General features: G+C 64.8%; 14 protein-coding genes. 10 read left to right on the top strand and 4 right to left on the bottom strand.

Translation table 11 applies throughout. The annotated features are described in order from the left end of the window. Nucleotides 1–7 precede the first annotated feature (7 nt). Complete coding sequence (locus VVS03_RS09635; protein WP_368534457.1) at nt 8–1417, top strand: aldehyde dehydrogenase family protein; 1410 nt, start codon at nt 8–10, stop codon at nt 1415–1417. Between the two features lie 234 nt (nt 1418–1651). Here VVS03_RS09635 and VVS03_RS09630 read toward each other — a convergent pair whose 3' ends face one another. Together VVS03_RS09630 and VVS03_RS09625 are read right to left on the bottom strand one after the other, a co-directional pair. Then, complete coding sequence (locus tag VVS03_RS09630; protein ID WP_368520679.1) at nt 1652–2857, bottom strand: DUF3500 domain-containing protein; 1206 nt, start codon at nt 2855–2857, stop codon at nt 1652–1654. A gap of 116 nt (nt 2858–2973) precedes the next feature. Next, entirely contained in the window at nt 2974–4662 is a 1689-nt protein-coding gene (locus VVS03_RS09625; RefSeq protein ID WP_368534456.1) for an alkaline phosphatase, read from the bottom strand. Between the two features lie 339 nt (nt 4663–5001). Between VVS03_RS09625 and VVS03_RS09620 the strand changes: the two genes are divergently transcribed. Further along, nucleotides 5002–6885, top strand: a complete 1884-nt coding sequence (locus VVS03_RS09620) for a fibronectin type III domain-containing protein (protein ID WP_368521430.1) — start codon at nt 5002–5004, stop codon at nt 6883–6885. A 98-nt stretch (nt 6886–6983) separates the two neighbouring features. On the opposite strand, the gene VVS03_RS09615 is transcribed toward VVS03_RS09620, so the two are convergent. Then, complete coding sequence (locus VVS03_RS09615) at nt 6984–8249, bottom strand: AMP-binding protein (protein WP_409338213.1); 1266 nt, start codon at nt 8247–8249, stop codon at nt 6984–6986. A gap of 289 nt (nt 8250–8538) precedes the next feature. Further along, nucleotides 8539–9150: a TetR/AcrR family transcriptional regulator gene (locus VVS03_RS09610; protein WP_368520683.1), complete on the bottom strand. Its 612-nt coding sequence runs from the start codon at nt 9148–9150 to the stop codon at nt 8539–8541. 96 nt (nt 9151–9246) lie between these two features. Here VVS03_RS09610 and paaI point away from each other — a divergent pair, with 96 nt between their 5' ends. The 8 genes from paaI to VVS03_RS09570 all read left to right on the top strand — a co-directional run bounded on the left by paaI (nt 9247) and on the right by VVS03_RS09570 (nt 15885). Beyond that, nucleotides 9247–9762, top strand: coding sequence for a hydroxyphenylacetyl-CoA thioesterase PaaI (gene paaI / locus VVS03_RS09605; protein WP_409338204.1), 516 nt, complete (start codon nt 9247–9249; stop codon nt 9760–9762). 159 nt (nt 9763–9921) lie between these two features. Further along, nucleotides 9922–10923 (top strand): 1,2-phenylacetyl-CoA epoxidase subunit PaaA, encoded by a 1002-nt coding sequence (gene paaA, locus VVS03_RS09600; RefSeq protein WP_368520684.1) that lies wholly within the window; start codon nt 9922–9924, stop codon nt 10921–10923. A 45-nt stretch (nt 10924–10968) separates the two neighbouring features. Next, nucleotides 10969–11265, top strand: a complete 297-nt coding sequence (gene paaB, locus VVS03_RS09595) for a 1,2-phenylacetyl-CoA epoxidase subunit PaaB (protein ID WP_368534455.1) — start codon at nt 10969–10971, stop codon at nt 11263–11265. Beyond that, nucleotides 11262–12098: a 1,2-phenylacetyl-CoA epoxidase subunit PaaC gene (gene paaC / locus VVS03_RS09590; protein ID WP_368520686.1), complete on the top strand. Its 837-nt coding sequence runs from the start codon at nt 11262–11264 to the stop codon at nt 12096–12098. The genes paaB and paaC overlap by 4 nt, the downstream gene beginning before the upstream one ends. 15 nt (nt 12099–12113) lie before the next feature. Continuing rightward, on the top strand, nt 12114–12665 hold the full coding sequence (gene paaD, locus VVS03_RS09585) for a 1,2-phenylacetyl-CoA epoxidase subunit PaaD (RefSeq protein WP_368520687.1): 552 nt from the start codon (nt 12114–12116) through the stop codon (nt 12663–12665). Beyond that, entirely contained in the window at nt 12665–13849 is a 1185-nt protein-coding gene (paaE, locus tag VVS03_RS09580; RefSeq protein WP_368520688.1) for a 1,2-phenylacetyl-CoA epoxidase subunit PaaE, read from the top strand. The genes paaD and paaE overlap by 1 nt, the downstream gene beginning before the upstream one ends. A gap of 52 nt (nt 13850–13901) precedes the next feature. Continuing rightward, on the top strand, nt 13902–14678 hold the full coding sequence (locus VVS03_RS09575; RefSeq protein WP_368520732.1) for an enoyl-CoA hydratase/isomerase family protein: 777 nt from the start codon (nt 13902–13904) through the stop codon (nt 14676–14678). 1 nt (nt 14679) lies between these two features. Continuing rightward, nucleotides 14680–15885 (top strand): acetyl-CoA C-acyltransferase, encoded by a 1206-nt coding sequence (locus VVS03_RS09570; RefSeq protein ID WP_368520689.1) that lies wholly within the window; start codon nt 14680–14682, stop codon nt 15883–15885.

Below are 15885 nucleotides of genomic sequence, written 5' to 3'. Positions count from 1 at the left end.
AGTTCTCGTGACCACAGTGCACAACTACGCAGACCTGCTCCCCCACGTCGACTCGGGCACGGGGCGCGAAATCATTAACCCGGCGACCGAAGAAGTCGTCGGCGTCGCGCCCGTCGGAACCGTGGACGACGTCGACGTCGCGGTGAATAAGGCCCGCGCGGCGCAGAAAGACTTCGACCGGCTAGGGGATGCCGCCCGCTGCGACCTTTTGCTCAAGGCGGCCGACGTCATCGAGGAACACGCGGAGGCGCTCGCGGAGCTGCTATCCCGCGAGCAGGGCAAGCCGCTCAACGGCCCGAACGCGCACTTTGAAGTCGGTGCCTGTTCCGCGTGGCTGCGCGCCACGGCGTCGTTCGAATCCCCGGACTACACCGCGGTGGATGACGACATCACGGCCACCGTGCACTACCGCCCCCTGGGCGTGGTGGGAGCTATCGGCCCGTGGAACTGGCCCATGATGATCACCGTCTGGCAGGTCGCCCCGGCACTGCGGATGGGCAACGTGGTTGTTGTGAAGCCTTCCGAATACACGCCGCTGTCCGTGCTGGCGTTGATGAAGATCATGAACGATGTGCTGCCCGATGGCGTCCTCCAGGTGGTCACCGGCGACGGCGAAGTCGGCGCGGCGATGTCCACCCACGCGGGGATCGACAAGATCATGTTCACCGGCTCGACCGCCACGGGGCGCAAGATCGTGGAATCCTCCGCGGCCAACCTGACGCGCCTGACGCTGGAGCTGGGCGGTAACGACGCCGGCATCGTCCTGGATGACGCGGACATCGACGCTATCGCCGGGGATCTCTTCTGGGGCGCGTTCATCAACACCGGCCAGACCTGCGCGGCGATGAAGCGCCTCTACGTGCCGGCGGCACAATACGACGACGTGGTCGCGGCGCTGATCGAAGTAGCGAAGAATTCCCCCATGGGCGTTGGTCTCGAGGATGACAACGTCCTCGGCCCACTGCAGAACAAGCAGCAATTCGAGATCGTCGACCGCTTGGTCAAGGAGGCGAAGAAGGGCGGCGCCACGGTGCTACTCGGCGGTGAGCCGGACTACGACGCGCCGGGCTACTTCTACCCCACCACGTTGGTCGGGGACATCGACCCGGATAACCCGCTCGTGGTGGAAGAGCAGTTCGGCCCCGTGCTGCCGATCATCGCCTACGAGGACGAGGAGTGGGCCATCGAGCAGGCGAACAAGCTGGATGTCGGGCTGGGCTCGTCGGTGTGGTCCAGCGACCGCGAGCGCGCGCGTCGCGTGGCCGCCCGGCTGGAGGCCGGAACCACGTGGATCAACGGCCACGGCGGGGTGGATCCCCGCGTGCCCTTCGGCGGCATTAAGTCCTCCGGCTACGGGGTGGAATTCGGCGCGGAGGGGCTGAAGGGCCTAGCCTACCCGCACATCATCAACGGCTAAAGGCCAAAACCTGCCGAGAGATAATTCACCGCAGCGCAACGTGGCGCCCGCCATGCAGGACCCCACGGGCCTTGAGCACCACCCCAAGGTCGGCGACGCCGTCGGGCTGAGGATCAGCCGGCCGATGGTCTACCCGGCAACCTAACGGCCCGTTCTAGGCTTCGGCGCCATTTTGGGTTCGGTGGTCCGGCGGGGTGCTGTCAGCCTGCGCCGCGCCGGGCGGGGTGCCGGCGGCTAGGCCGTCGGGTCCTTTCCCCCACCGGGGCCGCCTTCGGCACCCGGTCCGGAGCCCTCCTGCTGAGTGGTCGTGCCGGCATAGTCGTTCTGGGGATCGCGGTAGATGGTGTGGATATGGCCCCAGCCGGAGGTGGTCACCCCGTCGACATCCGCGCCGGCAGAGCCCTGCTGGTTGGCGAATTCGATGTAGGCGCTCGGTCCGGAAATCTGGAAGTAGATGCCCTCGCCCTGGGTCATGTCGTAGGTGGTGGCACCGGACCAGTTGATATACGTCTCGTCCAAGGTATCCCGGATAGCACTCAGCGTGGTCTCGTTGGTGGACTCGTCGGAGAGTGTGGTCCATTGCGCGATGAGCTCGAGAAGGAGCTCCTTCTGCTCGTCGTTGAGATCCGCGCCTTTTAGCCCGGTACCCGTGTCGTAGTCGCAGGTGCTGCCCGGGGCGCAGCTGAGGTTCTTTACTTCCTCGCCCTGGTAGAGCTGCTCCTTCTGCTCATCGGTGAGTGAGTCGTAGAAGGCAAAGGCGGCCTCGTAGATGTTGCTCATCGGCTGCACCTCTTCGCCCGCGTCGTTGGTGTAGACAGCCGGCTGGGCGCCGAAGTGGGTGGGCGCGAAGGTGATGGAACCGTCGCTGAACGTGGCGTTTAGGCCCAGGTGGTGGCCGCCGAACTGCAGCGCCCACTCGCCGGATTCACTCGGGGTGCCGTACAGCGTGAAGTAGTACTGCCCCAAGGAGTCTTCCGTCGAAGACGAGTTGTCCAGGAGGTACTGGTCGCCCTCCATGATGGCGACGACCCGCTCATAGGCGCTTTCGGATAGCAGGGTTTCGAGCACTTTCAACGCCGCGGCGCGCTGTTCGTCGTTGAGGTCGTTGAGGTTGAGCCCATTGCGTTCCACGAAGGTTACCGGGAAGTTGGACCAGGCGGTTGAGCGGGAGTCGTCGTCCATGCTGAGCTGGACCGCTTCCTTTTGCTCGTCGCTTAGCGTGTCCAAGAACTCTTGGACGGCCTGGGCGGTGGCCGCGGTGGTCTCGCTAGAGGAACTGGAGGTGGTGGTGGACGCGGTGCTGGTGCTTGCCGAGCTGGAGCTCGCGGCGGTGGCATCGTTAGCCGAGCCGGTGCCTGTGGAGCAGGCGGCGAGCGGGATGGTCAGGGCGGTGGCGGCCAGGAGGGCGGCCACTTTCGTGCGGAGTCTGTGCGATGTCATGAACTCGAGACTAAGCCGCCCGGGTGCCAAAGCCGTGGGGTTTTCGGGGCAGTAAACCGAGAGCTTCCTGAACGGTTGCTGTACGCCTCGGCCCTACCCGAAACCCTGTGACCTGCCTATTCGCCGTCCGAGGGGTCGAAGCCGCCGTCCACGCGCCAGGTGCGGGTGGTGTGCAGGGAGACGCTGGCTTCGGGGTCCTCGACGTCTGAGACGCGGTAGTAGCGCATCTCTACGTCGTCGGCGCGCAGCTGCGCGACCGCGTAGCCGTGGGCGTCGTAGTCGAGGTGGTTGACGTTGGGGTTCGCGTCCTTGATGGCGCTTTCCACCAGCACGGAGGTCGATTTGTCCTCCGCGTGGTAGATGCCCGTGTACTCAGTCAGGATTTCGTCGACGTTCGGCGCGGAGATGGACGTGGTCACCATCTCGCAGGCGACCTCCTTGTCACCGGTGTAGATGGAGTTGGCCCACTCGGAGTGGATATCGCCGGTGACGAAGAAGTTGTGGCGGCCGCGCTTCCCTAAAAGCTCGAGCAGCTTGTCGCGGTCGTGGGTGTAGCCGTCCCACTGGTCGGAGTTAAGCGCGATACCGGAGCGGGAGGCCTTCATCGCCTGGATTGCTTCTTCGGCCTCGCGGTTGCCCGGCATGGTCAGCAAGCGCATGGGCGACATCATGACCGAGTTGCCCAGCACCATCCAGCGCGCCGGGGAGGTCTCCACGACATCGGTCAGCCAGGCGAACTGCTCGCTGCCGAGCATGGTGCGGTCCGGGCTGGCGAAGTTGGCGGAGGTGGTCTCCGCGTCGCGGTAGCTGCGCAGGTCCATCAGCGTCAGCTCCATGAGGTCGCCGAACTGGAAGCTGCGGTAGAGGTGGCCTTCCTTCGAGGTGCCGGCCTTGCGCAGCGGCATCCACTCGAAGTAGGCCTGCAGGGCCTGGTCGCGGCGGCTGGCCCACTGGCCCTCGGCGAAGCCGTCGGTGTGGTTTTCCGCGCCCTCGCGCCAGGCGTTGTTTGCGGACTCGTGGTCATCCCAGGTCACGACCCACGGGGCGGAGGCGTGCGCGGCCTGCAGGTGGGCATCAGTGCGGTACCGGCCGTAGCGCATGCGGTAGTCCTCGAGGGTGGTGATCTCCCACGTCGGGTGGTGCGGGCGGGCGATGCCGGACTTGCCCACGTACTCGCCCGTGCCGTATTCGTAGATGTAATCGCCGAGGAAGACGACGGGGTCGAGCTCGCCAGACCAGCGGCGCTTGGCCATGTCGCGGTAGGCGCAGAAGAAGCCGGATTCGTAGTTCGCGCACGATGCCACGGCGAAGGTCAGCTGGTCCGGGCTGTCCCCGTGGGCGGGTGCGGTCTTGGTGCGGCCCACCGGGGACTCGGCCCCGGCGTGCGGGCCGTCGGCAACGCGGAAGCGGTAGTAATACTCGGTGGCCGGGCTCAGGTCGTGCGGCTCCGCGTGGATGGTGTGGTCGCTATCCGGGCTGGTGGTCTCCGTGCCGCGGGCGACGATGTCGCCGAACTCGGGGCTGGTAGACACCTCCCAGTCGACGCGGGTGGGCTCGCCCAGGCCGGAGCCGGGCAGCGAGTCACGATCCGGGGTAACGCGGGTCCACAACACCACGGAGCTCGGCAACGGGCCGCCGCTGGCCACGCCGTGCAAGAACGGCAGGCTGGCACCGGAATCTTGGTTATAAATATCCAACGGGGAGGTGGGCTGGTCTTGGGCAAAGGCGGGGGCCGCGGCGATGCCGGCTGCGGTAAGGGAGGCAGCGGTCAGGGCCGTGCGGCGGGAGAAACGAGTCGTCTTCATGGCTGTCAAACTAGCCCAGTCCAGGGTCCCTCGCTGCGGGAATAAGTGCTGGTTGTCAAGTTTTAAGTAGAAGTTATTTTCTGAGCAACCTGACTTTAACCTGGCATTTACCTGTATTTGTTTCCATATGCCTAACGTTTTGCTCAAGCCGGGTGGTTTACGCGGGCGACCGAAGATTTTCCCTCGTGACCGCCCGGCTCTAAAGCTGTAAAACAACTCGCCCACCACTCTGCTTTTGGTTCTGCCGCACGGATCACTTGGCACTGCAGCCCCGACACCAATGAATAACTGCAGTGTCATCCGGCCCCGCGGTAGGACCGTCTGACCAGGAAGAAGCTCATGATTAAAGCTCGCCTCAACCGCTCATTCGTGGCGCTTGGTTGCGCTTTGTCTGTCACCCTAGCCTCCGGCGCCGTCGTCCCGACCGCCGCGCAGGCGCAGGAGTCCCCGATTTTCCGCCAGGTCCTGCAGCCGGGCGCGGATGAAACCTCCGTCATCGTCTCCTGGCGCACCAACCACAAGGGTGAGGAAAAGCTCAAGGTCTACCCGACCGGGCAGGAAGACCAGGCGAAGGAATTCGACGCCAAGGAGAAGGACGCCGGCCGCATCCTCTACCTGTCCAACTACGCTACGGCTACCGGCCTGGCGGAGAACACCGAGTACACCTACGTGGTGGGCTCCGACGAGGGCGGCTGGTCCGCCCCGCACACGTTCAACACCGGTTCCTACGGTGATGACTGGTCCTTCGTCACGATTAGCGACGCGCAGATCGGCGTGGGCGCGAAGATCGAGGAACAAACCGAGCAGTGGAATAAGACCATCAACAAGGCCATCGGTGACGTTCCGGATTCGCGGCTCATCTGGTCCCTGGGCGACCAGATTGAGGGCTGGGGCGCTCCCCTGGCTCAGTACGACGGCTTCTTTAGCCCGGATGTCATCCGGCAGATCCCGCTCAGCGCTATCCCGGGCAACCACGAGGGTTACCCCTCCGCGATTGCTTTTGGTGACTACGACGAGCACTTCATCAACCCCAACCAGGCCCCGGACCTGCGCAACTCCTGGTTTGAGCGCAACAACGTGCTCTTCATCAACCTGGACTCCAACGCAAGCCAAGAGGACGACATTGAGCGCCACAAGCGCTTCCTCAAGGACACCATCGACAACCGGGGCGCCTTCAACGAGTGGGTAATCGTGGGTATGCACCACTCCCTGTACTCGCAGGCCACCCACTACACCGACTCCGATGTCGGACGCCTGCGCGACGGCCTGGCGGATACCTTCTCTGAGCTCGGCGTCGACGTGGTCCTGTCGGGCCACGACCACATCTACACCCGCACCCACCTGATGAACGGCCATGAGCCGGTCTCTGAGGGCTTGGGCAAGCGCAATGACAAGCTTTCCCCGAACGACAACGAGGTCCTTTACCTGACCACCACCAGCGCCGGCGGCGGCAAGTTCTACGATTTCCAGGACGTCAACGGCGAAAAGCAGCCGAACGCCCGCATGGAACACGTCCCGCAGGAACTGGTGCACGACTCCACCGCCTACGGGCGCCAGGACTACACCCCGGATTACCTGCGGGTGGACGTGACCGGCGAGCAACTGCGCCTGACCACCTACGACGAGCCCACCGGCGCACTCGTCGACCGCGTCACCCTGGAAAACCGCGACCGCGCCCTGGTCGATCCGCGCGAGGAGCAGCCGGAACCGACCGAAGAGCCGTCGACCGAGCCGTCGACGGAGCCCTCCAAGGAGCCGACCACCGAACCGTCGACCGAGCTTTCTGAGGAACCGTCTACCGAACCGTCGACCGAGCCTTCTGAAGAGCCGACCACCGAGCCGAGCGAACCGGAAGAGTCCACCGAGCCGAACAAGCCGTCCGAGCCGGCTGAGACTACGAAGCCAGCTGAGCCGACCGAGCCGGGTAAGCCGGGCGAGACTGAAGAGCCTTCGAAGCCGAGCAAGCCGTCTGAACCGGCGAAGCCGAGCAAGGAACCGAACAAGGAAGGCAGCAGCGGCAGCAGCAATGGCAGCTCCGGTAGCTCGAGCAGCAGCAACGGTAGCTCCGCTAGCTCGCAGGGCTCTTCCAACGTCTTCTGGGGCTTTAGCCTGGTCGCGGCCGTGCTGGGTGCGCTTGGCTTGGGCAGCTGGGCAGTCTGGAAGTATGTACCGCACCTGATGATGAAGCCGGTCAAGAACTTCTTCGACCGTATCTTTGGCTAGGCCCTTAACTAGCCGGCACGCCAAGAGCCGCGCGGCGCTGAGATGTTCAGCGTTCGCGCGGCTCTTGTTCTGTGCTTCAGGTAGGTCGGGAACCAGGCTTACTTGTTGCGGTTGTCGACCAGGCGCTTGGCCTTGCCGTCGCCGGAATCGAAGTGCTCGACCAGCTGGATTTCGACGGTGACGCCAATCCGGTCCTTGATCTGCTTGCGCAGCTGGCGCTCGGAGGCGTCGAGGTCGTCGCGGCTCAGGTTTTCGGCGTGCTGGACGACCAGGGTCAGGTGGTCCATGCGGCCGCGCTTGCTCAGCACGCACTGGTAACGGGGGCGCAGGTTGCGGTCTTCGGTGATGATTTCCTCGAACTGCGACGGGAAGCAGTTCACGCCGCGCAGGATGATCATGTCGTCGTTGCGGGCGGAGATGCGGTCCAGGCGGCGCATCGAACGCGCCGTGCCCGGCAGGATGCGGGTCAGATCATGCGTGCGGTAGCGGATGATCGGGAAGGCTTCCTTGGTCAGGGAGGAAATGACCAGCTCGCCGTACTCGCCATCCGGGAGCGGCTGCAGGGTCTCCGGGTCGATGATCTCCGGGTAGAAGTGATCCTCCCAGACGGTCAGACCGTCCTTGGTCTCGATGCACTCCTGCGCCACGCCAGGGCCCATGACCTCGGACAGGCCGTAGATGTCGGTGGCGTCGATGCCGAAGCCTTCCTCCAGCTCGCGGCGCATGCCCTCGGTCCACGGCTCGGAGCCGAAGACGCCGGCGCGCAGGGAGGTCTCCCGCGGGTCGATGCCCTCCTTGCGCATACGGTCCAGGAGGTTGAGGACGTAGGAGGGGGTGCCGAGGATGGCGTCCGGCTCGAAGTCCTTGATGAGCTGGATCTGGCGTTCGGTCTGGCCGCCGGAGGTTGGGATGGCGGTGGCGCCGAGGGCCTCCACGCCGTAATGCGCGCCCAGGCCGCCGGTGAAGAGCCCGTAGCCGAAGGTGATCTGCACCTTGTCGCTCGGGCGCAGACCGCCGGCCCGCAGGGAGCGGGCCATCAGGTCAGACCAGATGCGGATGTCGTTGTCGGTGTAGCCAACCACCGTCGGGCGGCCGGTGGTCCCGGAGGAGGCGTGGATACGAGCGATCTGCTTCTGCCCCACCGCGAACATGCCGAAGGGGTACTCGTTGCGCAGCGTCTCCTTGTCCGTGAACGGGAACTTCGCGAAGTCGGCGAGCTCCTTGAAATCGTCGGGGTGGACGCCGAGTTCATCGAAGGCTCGGCGGTAGTGGGGAACGTTGTAATACGCGTGGCGGAGCTCGTTGCGAGCGCGCTCAGTCTGGAGGGCGATGATTTCGTCTCGCGAGGCGTATTCAATGCCCATTTGGGGGCCATAGTTGTCGGAGAAAATATCAAAAGTTGCAGTCACAGCAGTGCCTTTCGCTTCGGGAAACGTGCAGGCCCACACCTGGCGTCTTCTCGAATGCGCCTATTGGGTTGGAAGTCATGGGTGCCGCGGGAGCGGCGAGCGATTAATTCCTGACTTAACAATCGGTCAGTTAAGTCTTGTGAGGTAGAATACAGGCGATTTTAGTGAGTGGCAACACATTTTGGGGAAATTGTTGTTTCGGTCAATGTTGTTCAACAATCCCCGACCTGGTGTTTTGGCGAGCTTAGCGCGGTGAAAGACCGCCGAAGAGCAGGCGTTCCACGCTGTTGGCGATGTCCTCTGCGCCGAATTTCCCGCCGGGTTCGTACCAGTCGGACACGGAGTTGACCATGCCGAAGGCGAGGCGGGTTAGGGTGGCCGCTTCGAGGTCGTTGCGGATATCCCCGGTCTCTTGGGCCTGCTTGACCATCGGGATGACCGACCGGGTAAGCGCGCGGCGGCGTTCGAGTGCGCGTTCCTCGACTTCGGAGTTACCGCGCAGGCGCAGAAGCAGCGCCACGGATTCGGGATCGCTGCACAGAACGTGCACGGACCCGCGGACCAGCATGGCGATCTGCTCGGCCGGGGTGGCGTCGGCAGCCTGGGCCTCGGCGACCACGTCCTCGAGCTGCCCCATGGCGCGGGAAACGGTCTCCTCGAGAATCTCTTCCTTGGAGGAGATGTGGTGGTACAGGGCGGACTTGGAAATTCCCAGGTCGTTTGCCACAACTCCCATGGACGTCGCCTCGTAGCCGCGGGTGTTGAACGCCTTGATGGCGGCGCGGATTACGTCGGCGCGTGAGTAGCCAGGGCGGCCGCGGTGGGTGTCGGTACTCGTGTCAGTCACGCATTCCATTCAAGCACGACTTAGTCGCAGCGGTTATAGTATGTGTCACCCACACCCGGAAGTTTTCTCTTTGCGCTGGCCAAATAACTCCCAAGGAGAGTAGAAATGTCAGCCAATAACTCCACCCCCTCCCGCTCTACTGCCGCGGAGGAAATGTCGACCGAGGCAGTTGCGCCCGCTCCCGTGCTAGCGCCCGGCGTAGCCGCGAGCCCGGAGTTCGTGCACGTCCGCGAGATGTTCGAAAGCGACCGCGCGACCGCCTTTCTGGGGGTGACCATCACCGAGCTTGACCTGGGGCACTGCGCGGGTGAATTCACCGTGCGCCCCGAGATGTGCAACGGGCATGACACCTGCCAGGGCGGTTTTCTCTACGCCTTCGCCGATTCCCTGTTCGCCGGCGCCTGCAACTCCTACGGCGACGTCGCCGTGGCGGCGCACAATTCCATCCACTACCTCGCGCCGGGCTTTTCCGGACAGCGGGTCGAAGGCGTGGCCACGACGCGTCAGTCCTGGGGCCGAAACGGGATCGTGGACGTCACGCTGCGCGCCGACGGCCGGGACATCGCCGAGTTTCGCGGCACGTACCGGGTCCTCCCTGGCAAGCCGGAGAAGCGGAGCTAGGCCGCGAGGCGATTATCGCGGGGCCACAATGACGGCCCGTTAATTGCCACCTAGATCACACTTGCTATTGACGTAGGTCACATTTTCTCATATACTGACCAACCATTCAGTAGGTAATCCTGCTACTGACACTCTCCCCACCCGAGGAGGAAACCCACCATGACTAACCGTGACCAGGCATTAACCGCAATCGATGGCGCCGCTGACGCGGAATTCGACGTCGCCCAGGCCCAGCAACGCTTCGATGAGATCATCGCGGAGGACTCCCGCATCGAGCCCACCGACTGGATGCCCGAGGCCTACCGCAAGACCCTGACCCGCCAGATCTCCCAGCACGCGCACTCCGAAATCATCGGCATGCAGCCGGAGGCCAACTGGATCACCCGCGCTCCTTCCTTGAAGCGCAAGGCCATCCTGATGGCCAAGGTCCAGGACGAGGCCGGCCACGGCCTCTACCTGTACTCCGCCGCCGAGACCCTCGGTACTCCCCGCGATGAGCTGGTTGACCAGCTGCTAGACGGTCGTGCCAAGTACTCGTCCATCTTCAACTACCCGGCCCGTACCTGGGCGGATATCGGCGCTATCGGCTGGCTGGTCGACGGTGCGGCCATTTGCAACCAGGTGCCGCTGTGCCGCGCTTCGTATGCGCCTTATGGCCGCGCGATGGTGCGTATCTGCAAGGAGGAATCCTTCCACCAGCGCCAAGGCTGGGAGATCCTCTACGAGCTCGCGCACGGCACCGAGGCCCAAAAGCAGATGGCCCAGGAAGCCATCAACCGTTTCTACGGCCCGGCCCTGCAGATGTTCGGCCCGCCGGATGATGACTCCCCCAACAGCAAGCAGTCGATGGCCTGGAACATCAAGCGCTTCTCCAACGACGAGCTGCGCCAGCGCTTCGTGGACATGATCGTCCCGCAGGCAGAAGCCCTGGGGCTGCACTTCGAGGACCCGGACCTGAAGTGGAACGAGGAGCGCGGCCACTACGACTTCGGCGAACTGGACTGGGACGAGTTCAAGTCCGTCATCAAGGGCAACGGGCCCTGCAACGAGCAGCGCCTGCAGCGCCGCAACCAGGCCCACGACGAGGGCGCCTGGGTCCGCGAGGCCGCCGCTGCCTACGCGGAGAAGTACCACCACACCGACTCGGCGCTTTCGGCCTAGCGCCCGGGCGCAGTGAGCAACTAGGAATTAAGGAGTATCCACCCCATGACCGCTAACCAGGGAAACCAGTGGCCCATGTGGGAAGTGTTTGTGCGCTCTTCCCGCGGCCTTTCCCACGTCCACGCCGGCTCTTTGCACGCCCCGGACGCGACGATGGCGCTGCGCAACGCGCGCGACCTCTACACCCGCCGCAACGAGGGCACATCCGTGTGGGTTGTCCCCTCGGAAGCTATCGCCTCGTCGGATCCGGACTCCAAGGGCGGCTATTTCGAGTCGCCGCAGGGCAAGAACTACCGCCACGCCACCTACTACGACAAGTCTGAGGGGGTGCCGCACCTGTGAGTGGATTCGCTGCCGCGGACTCCGCCACCAAGCAATCGCAGGGTGACGGTATTACCGCAGAAGACATTGTGGCCTCCGGCGCTACCGCCGACCAGGACGTGGCCAACTACGCCATCACGCTGGGCGACGACGCTCTCATCCTGGCCCAACGCCTGGGCTGGTGGATCTCCCGCGCCCCGGAGATGGAAGAAGACATTGCGCTGGGCAATATCGCCCTGGACCTTATCGGGCACGCCCGCTTCTTGCTCTCCTACGCCGGAACCGCCTTTGACAAGACCGAGGACGATCTCGCCTACTTCCGCGACGAAGAGGAGTTCTGCTCTTGCCGTCTCGTGGAGCAGGAAAACGGCGACTTCGGCCACACTATCGCTCGCCAGCTCCTCTTTTCCTACTACCAATACGGGCTGTACACCGCCCTGCTGGAGTCGGCCGACCAGACGCTGGCTGCCATCGCGGCGAAGGCGATCAAGGAGGTTGAATACCACGTCGACCACGCCAACCAATGGGTGCTGCGTCTCGGCCTCGGGACTGAAGAGTCCAAGCGCCGACTGACTGCGGGCCTGGAGCACATGTGGCCCTACCTCGACGAGCTCTTCGAGGACTTGCCGGTGCACGAGAAGCTGGCGGAGCGATCCATCGCGGTGCTCCCGTCCAGCCTGCGCCCGCAGTTCGACGAGCGGATCGCGTACGTGCTGGACAAGGCCGGCCTTGAGGTGCCGCAGGTCAAGCAGGCACGCTCCGGCCAGCGAACCGGCTGCTTTTCGGAATACCGCGGCTTCATCCTGGCGGAGATGCAGTCCCTGGCCCGGAAGCACCCGGGCGCTACCTGGTAGCGGGAGGTGACAGTGATGGCTAGCCAGACCCCCACCAACCAGCCGGCGCACCCTCTGCGGCCCGCGGATCCGGAAGCCGCCCGGGTTTGGGACGTGGCTGCCCAGGTCCCGGACCCGGAAATCCCAGTCATTTCTATCGCCGACCTGGGCATCCTGCGGGCAGCGACCTTAGAGGGCGAGACCGCCGTCGTCACTATCACCCCGACCTACTCGGGCTGCCCGGCGATGGAGCACATCACGACCGATATCGTCCGGGCCTTGGAAGAGGCGGGATATAGCTCTTCCCGCGTCGACCTCGTCCTGGATCCGGCGTGGACCACCGACTGGATTACCGAGCGGGGCAAGCAAAACCTCCGCGACTACGGCATCGCCCCGCCCACCGGGCAATCGCGAAAGGCAAATGACGGGCCCATCCCGCTGACCTTGGCCCCGCCGCCGGCCATCGAATGCCCGCACTGCGGTTCGCGCCGCACTCAGAAACTTGCACAATTTGGCTCTACGTCCTGCAAGGCGCTCTACAACTGCCAGGACTGCCTGGAGCCTTTCGACTACTTCAAGGTGCACTAATGACTACTCCCACCACAACTGCCCCGGCCGAGTCGGCCCAGAAGCCGGCCAAGAAGAAGGCGACCTTTCACCCCCTGACGGTCTCTGCGGTGCGGCCGCTGACCGACGACGCGGTGGAGGTCTCCTTCGCAGTCCCGCCGGAACTCCAAGACGACTACGACTACGTGCCCGGCCAGTACGTGGCGCTGCGCGCCACCATCGACGGCAAAGAAGTCCGCCGCTCCTATTCCATCTGCGACGTCCCCCGGGACGGGGTCATCCGCGTGGCCATCAAGCGCGACCGCGGGGGCGTGTTCTCCACCTGGGCGAACACCGAGCTGGAGGCCGGCTATGAGATGGACGTGATGAACCCGCAGGGCGCGTTCACCTCCAAGACCCACCTGACCGGCCTGAACAACCCGGAGGCCGTACGCGAGGAACTAGAAAAACTGGATAACCCCCACCTGGTGGCTATCGCGGCCGGTTCTGGCATCACCCCGATCATGGCTATTGCCCAAACCGTCCTGAACGAGTCGGAGCGGACCACCTTCGAGCTCATCTTCGCCAACAAGGGCGGCGGGGACGTGATGTTCGCCGAGGAGATTGGCGATCTGAAGGACAAATTCCCCAACCGCTTCGCGGTCCACCACGTCCTGTCCCGAGAGCAGCGCGTCAACCCGCTGTTCTCCGGTCGCATTGATGCGGAGAAGCTCCAGACGCTGCTGGACAACGTCATCCAGACCGGTTCGGTCGACGAGTGGTTCCTCTGCGGCCCCTTCGAGCTAGTCCAGCTGGTCCGTGACGAGCTTTCGGGCCGCGACGTCGCGGAAGAGGCGGTGCGCTACGAGCTGTTTACCACCGGTAAGCCTTCCGGCAACCAGGGCCAGACCGGCCGCGAGGTGGAAGCCGACCCCGAGGGCGACAACGTGGACATTGAATTCACCCTGGACGGCCTGTCCGGTTCCGTGCAGTCCCCGGTCTCGGCCAACGAGTCCCTGCTCAATGCCGCGCTGCGGGCGCGCCCGGACGTCCCCTTCGCCTGCGCCGGCGGCGTGTGTGGCACCTGCCGCGCGAAGCTCGTCGACGGCGAGGTCGACATGGCCGAAAACTACGCCCTGGAAAAGGACGAGGTTGAGGCCGGCTACATCCTGACCTGCCAGTCGCGTCCGAAGACCGACAAGATTTCCCTCGATTTCGACGCTTAGTCAACAGCCGGACTACCCACCACCCCAACAGAAAGAGAAGAAAGCAATGTCGATGATCGATTATCACTTTGCCCCGGACACCGGCGTCGCTGAAGTCGTGCTCAACAACCCGCGAGCCCGCAACGCGATGGGGCCAGAGGATTTGGCGGAGCTAAAGGACACCCTCGACAAGGCCGCGCAGGATAAGCCACGCGCGCTGGTGCTGCGGGGTGAGGGCAAGGGCTTTAGCGCCGGCCGGAATATCAAGGGCCTGAACCCGCGCGAGGACGACGCCACCGAGTTCCTCGCCGGGGCGGTTACCCCGGTGCTACGCGCGATTGATGACTTCCCGGCCCCGACGTTCGCGCTGGTGCACGGCGCGTGCCTGGGCGTGGGCCTGGGCCTGGCGCTGGCCTGCGATGTCGTCTACGTGGCCGACGATGCCCTCTTCGGCTCCCCGTTCGCCAACCTCGGCGCCACGCTGGATTCGGGCGGGCACGCCCTCTTCGTCGAGCGGCTTGGTGTCCACCGCGCCATGGACCTCATCATCACCGGCGACCTGATTTCCGGCGCGGACGCGGTGGCCGCCGGCTTGTTCTCCCGCGGGGTCCCGGCGGACGAACTGCTCGAGTTCGGCCGGACCAAGGCCGCCGCCGCAGCGCAGGGCGCGACCCAGGCCTTCCTGGCCAGCCGCGCGTTGGTGGCCAGCATCCGGGACGAGCGCACCGGTTTCTGGGACAGCGTGGACGCCGAAAACCAAGCGCAGGGCCGCCTGTGCGATACCGAAGACTATTACGAAGGCTTTGCCGCGTTCAACGAGAAGCGCCAGCCGGAATTCAAAGGAGCCTAAAATGTCCGATTCTTCTGCATACCTCGTATCCGGTTTCCGCACCCCGGTGGGCCGCTACGGCGGGGCCCTGTCGTCGGTGCGGCCGGATGACCTGATGGCGCTGACCATCAAGAAGACCGTCGAAGAGTCGGGCCTGGATCCGGCCGCCGTCGACGAGGTCATCATCGGCAACGCCAACGGGGCGGGCGAGGAAAACCGCAACGTCGCCCGCATGGCCTGGCTGCTGGCCGAGTTCCCGGACACGGTCCCGGGGATGACCATTAACCGCCTGTGCGCGTCCGGCATGTCGGCTATCGCGCTGGCCACCGCTCTGGTGGAGTCTGGCCAGGCCGAGGTCGTGGTCGCCGGCGGCGTGGAGTCGATGTCGCGCGCCCCGTGGGTGATGGAAAAGCCGACGAAGGCCTTCGCCAAGCCGGGCGCGGCCTTCGATACCGCCATCGGCTGGCGCTTCGTGAATGACAAATTCGCGGCGCAAGAAAAGCTCACCTATTCCATGCCGGAAACGGCCGAGGAGGTCGCCAACACCTTCGGCATCAGCCGCGAGGACGCCGACGCCTTCGCGCTGCGCTCCCACCAACGGGCGCTCAAGGCCATCGCGGACGGCAAGTTCGCCCACGAAATCGTGCCGGTGGAGGTCACCGACCGGAAGGGCAACGTGACCGTGGTGGATACGGACGAAGGCCCGCGCGCTAATACCTCCGCGGAGGCGCTGGCCAAGCTGAAGCCGGTCACCAAGCTCGGCGAGGTCACCACCGCGGGCAACGCCTCCTCGCTTAACGACGGTGCCTCGGCGGTCATCGTGGCCTCGGCCGCAGCGATCCAAAAGTACGGGCTGAAGGCCCGCGCCCGCGTCGTGGCGAACTCTGCCCGCGGCGTGAGCCCGGAAATCATGGGCACCGGCCCGATCCCGGCGACGCGCGACGTGCTGGAGCGCGCCGGGTGGGGCCTGGACTCGGTGGATGCGGTGGAGCTCAACGAGGCCTTTGCCAGCCAGTCGCTGGCCTGCATCCGGGAGCTCGGGCTGGACGAGGACAAGGTCAACGCCTGGGGCGGCGCCATCGCCCTGGGCCACCCGCTGGGCTCGTCCGGCTCCCGCATCACCCTCACCCTGTTGAACCGCTTGGAGCAGGACGGCGGCGCGCGCGGCATCGCCACCATGTGCGTGGGCGTTGGCCAGGGTTCCGCTATCGCGATTGAGAAGGTGTAA

Origin of the sequence: Corynebacterium sp. LK2537 (genome assembly GCF_040946485.1) — a bacterium.
GTDB lineage: Bacteria > Actinomycetota > Actinomycetes > Mycobacteriales > Mycobacteriaceae > Corynebacterium.
Note: the sequence above shows the minus strand (reverse complement) of the source record. Positions and strands in the feature narration are given on the sequence as shown.

What these genes read in the sequence shown, in the direction of transcription:
- paaD (WP_368520687.1), top strand. Translation starts at nt 12,114, where the DNA reads ATGGCTAGCCAGACCCCCACCAACCAGCCGGCGCACCCTCTGCGGCCC.
- VVS03_RS09575 (WP_368520732.1), top strand. Translation starts at nt 13,902, where the DNA reads ATGATCGATTATCACTTTGCCCCGGACACCGGCGTCGCTGAAGTCGTG.
- VVS03_RS09570 (WP_368520689.1), top strand. Translation starts at nt 14,680, where the DNA reads ATGTCCGATTCTTCTGCATACCTCGTATCCGGTTTCCGCACCCCGGTG.
- VVS03_RS09630 (WP_368520679.1), bottom strand. Translation starts at nt 2,857, where the DNA reads ATGACATCGCACAGACTCCGCACGAAAGTGGCCGCCCTCCTGGCCGCC.
- paaE (WP_368520688.1), top strand. Translation starts at nt 12,665, where the DNA reads ATGACTACTCCCACCACAACTGCCCCGGCCGAGTCGGCCCAGAAGCCG.
- VVS03_RS09615 (WP_409338213.1), bottom strand. Translation starts at nt 8,249, where the DNA reads ATGGGCATTGAATACGCCTCGCGAGACGAAATCATCGCCCTCCAGACT.
- paaB (WP_368534455.1), top strand. Translation starts at nt 10,969, where the DNA reads ATGACCGCTAACCAGGGAAACCAGTGGCCCATGTGGGAAGTGTTTGTG.
- VVS03_RS09625 (WP_368534456.1), bottom strand. Translation starts at nt 4,662, where the DNA reads ATGAAGACGACTCGTTTCTCCCGCCGCACGGCCCTGACCGCTGCCTCC.
- paaA (WP_368520684.1), top strand. Translation starts at nt 9,922, where the DNA reads ATGACTAACCGTGACCAGGCATTAACCGCAATCGATGGCGCCGCTGAC.
- VVS03_RS09610 (WP_368520683.1), bottom strand. Translation starts at nt 9,150, where the DNA reads ATGGAATGCGTGACTGACACGAGTACCGACACCCACCGCGGCCGCCCT.
- VVS03_RS09620 (WP_368521430.1), top strand. Translation starts at nt 5,002, where the DNA reads ATGATTAAAGCTCGCCTCAACCGCTCATTCGTGGCGCTTGGTTGCGCT.
- paaI (WP_409338204.1), top strand. Translation starts at nt 9,247, where the DNA reads ATGTCAGCCAATAACTCCACCCCCTCCCGCTCTACTGCCGCGGAGGAA.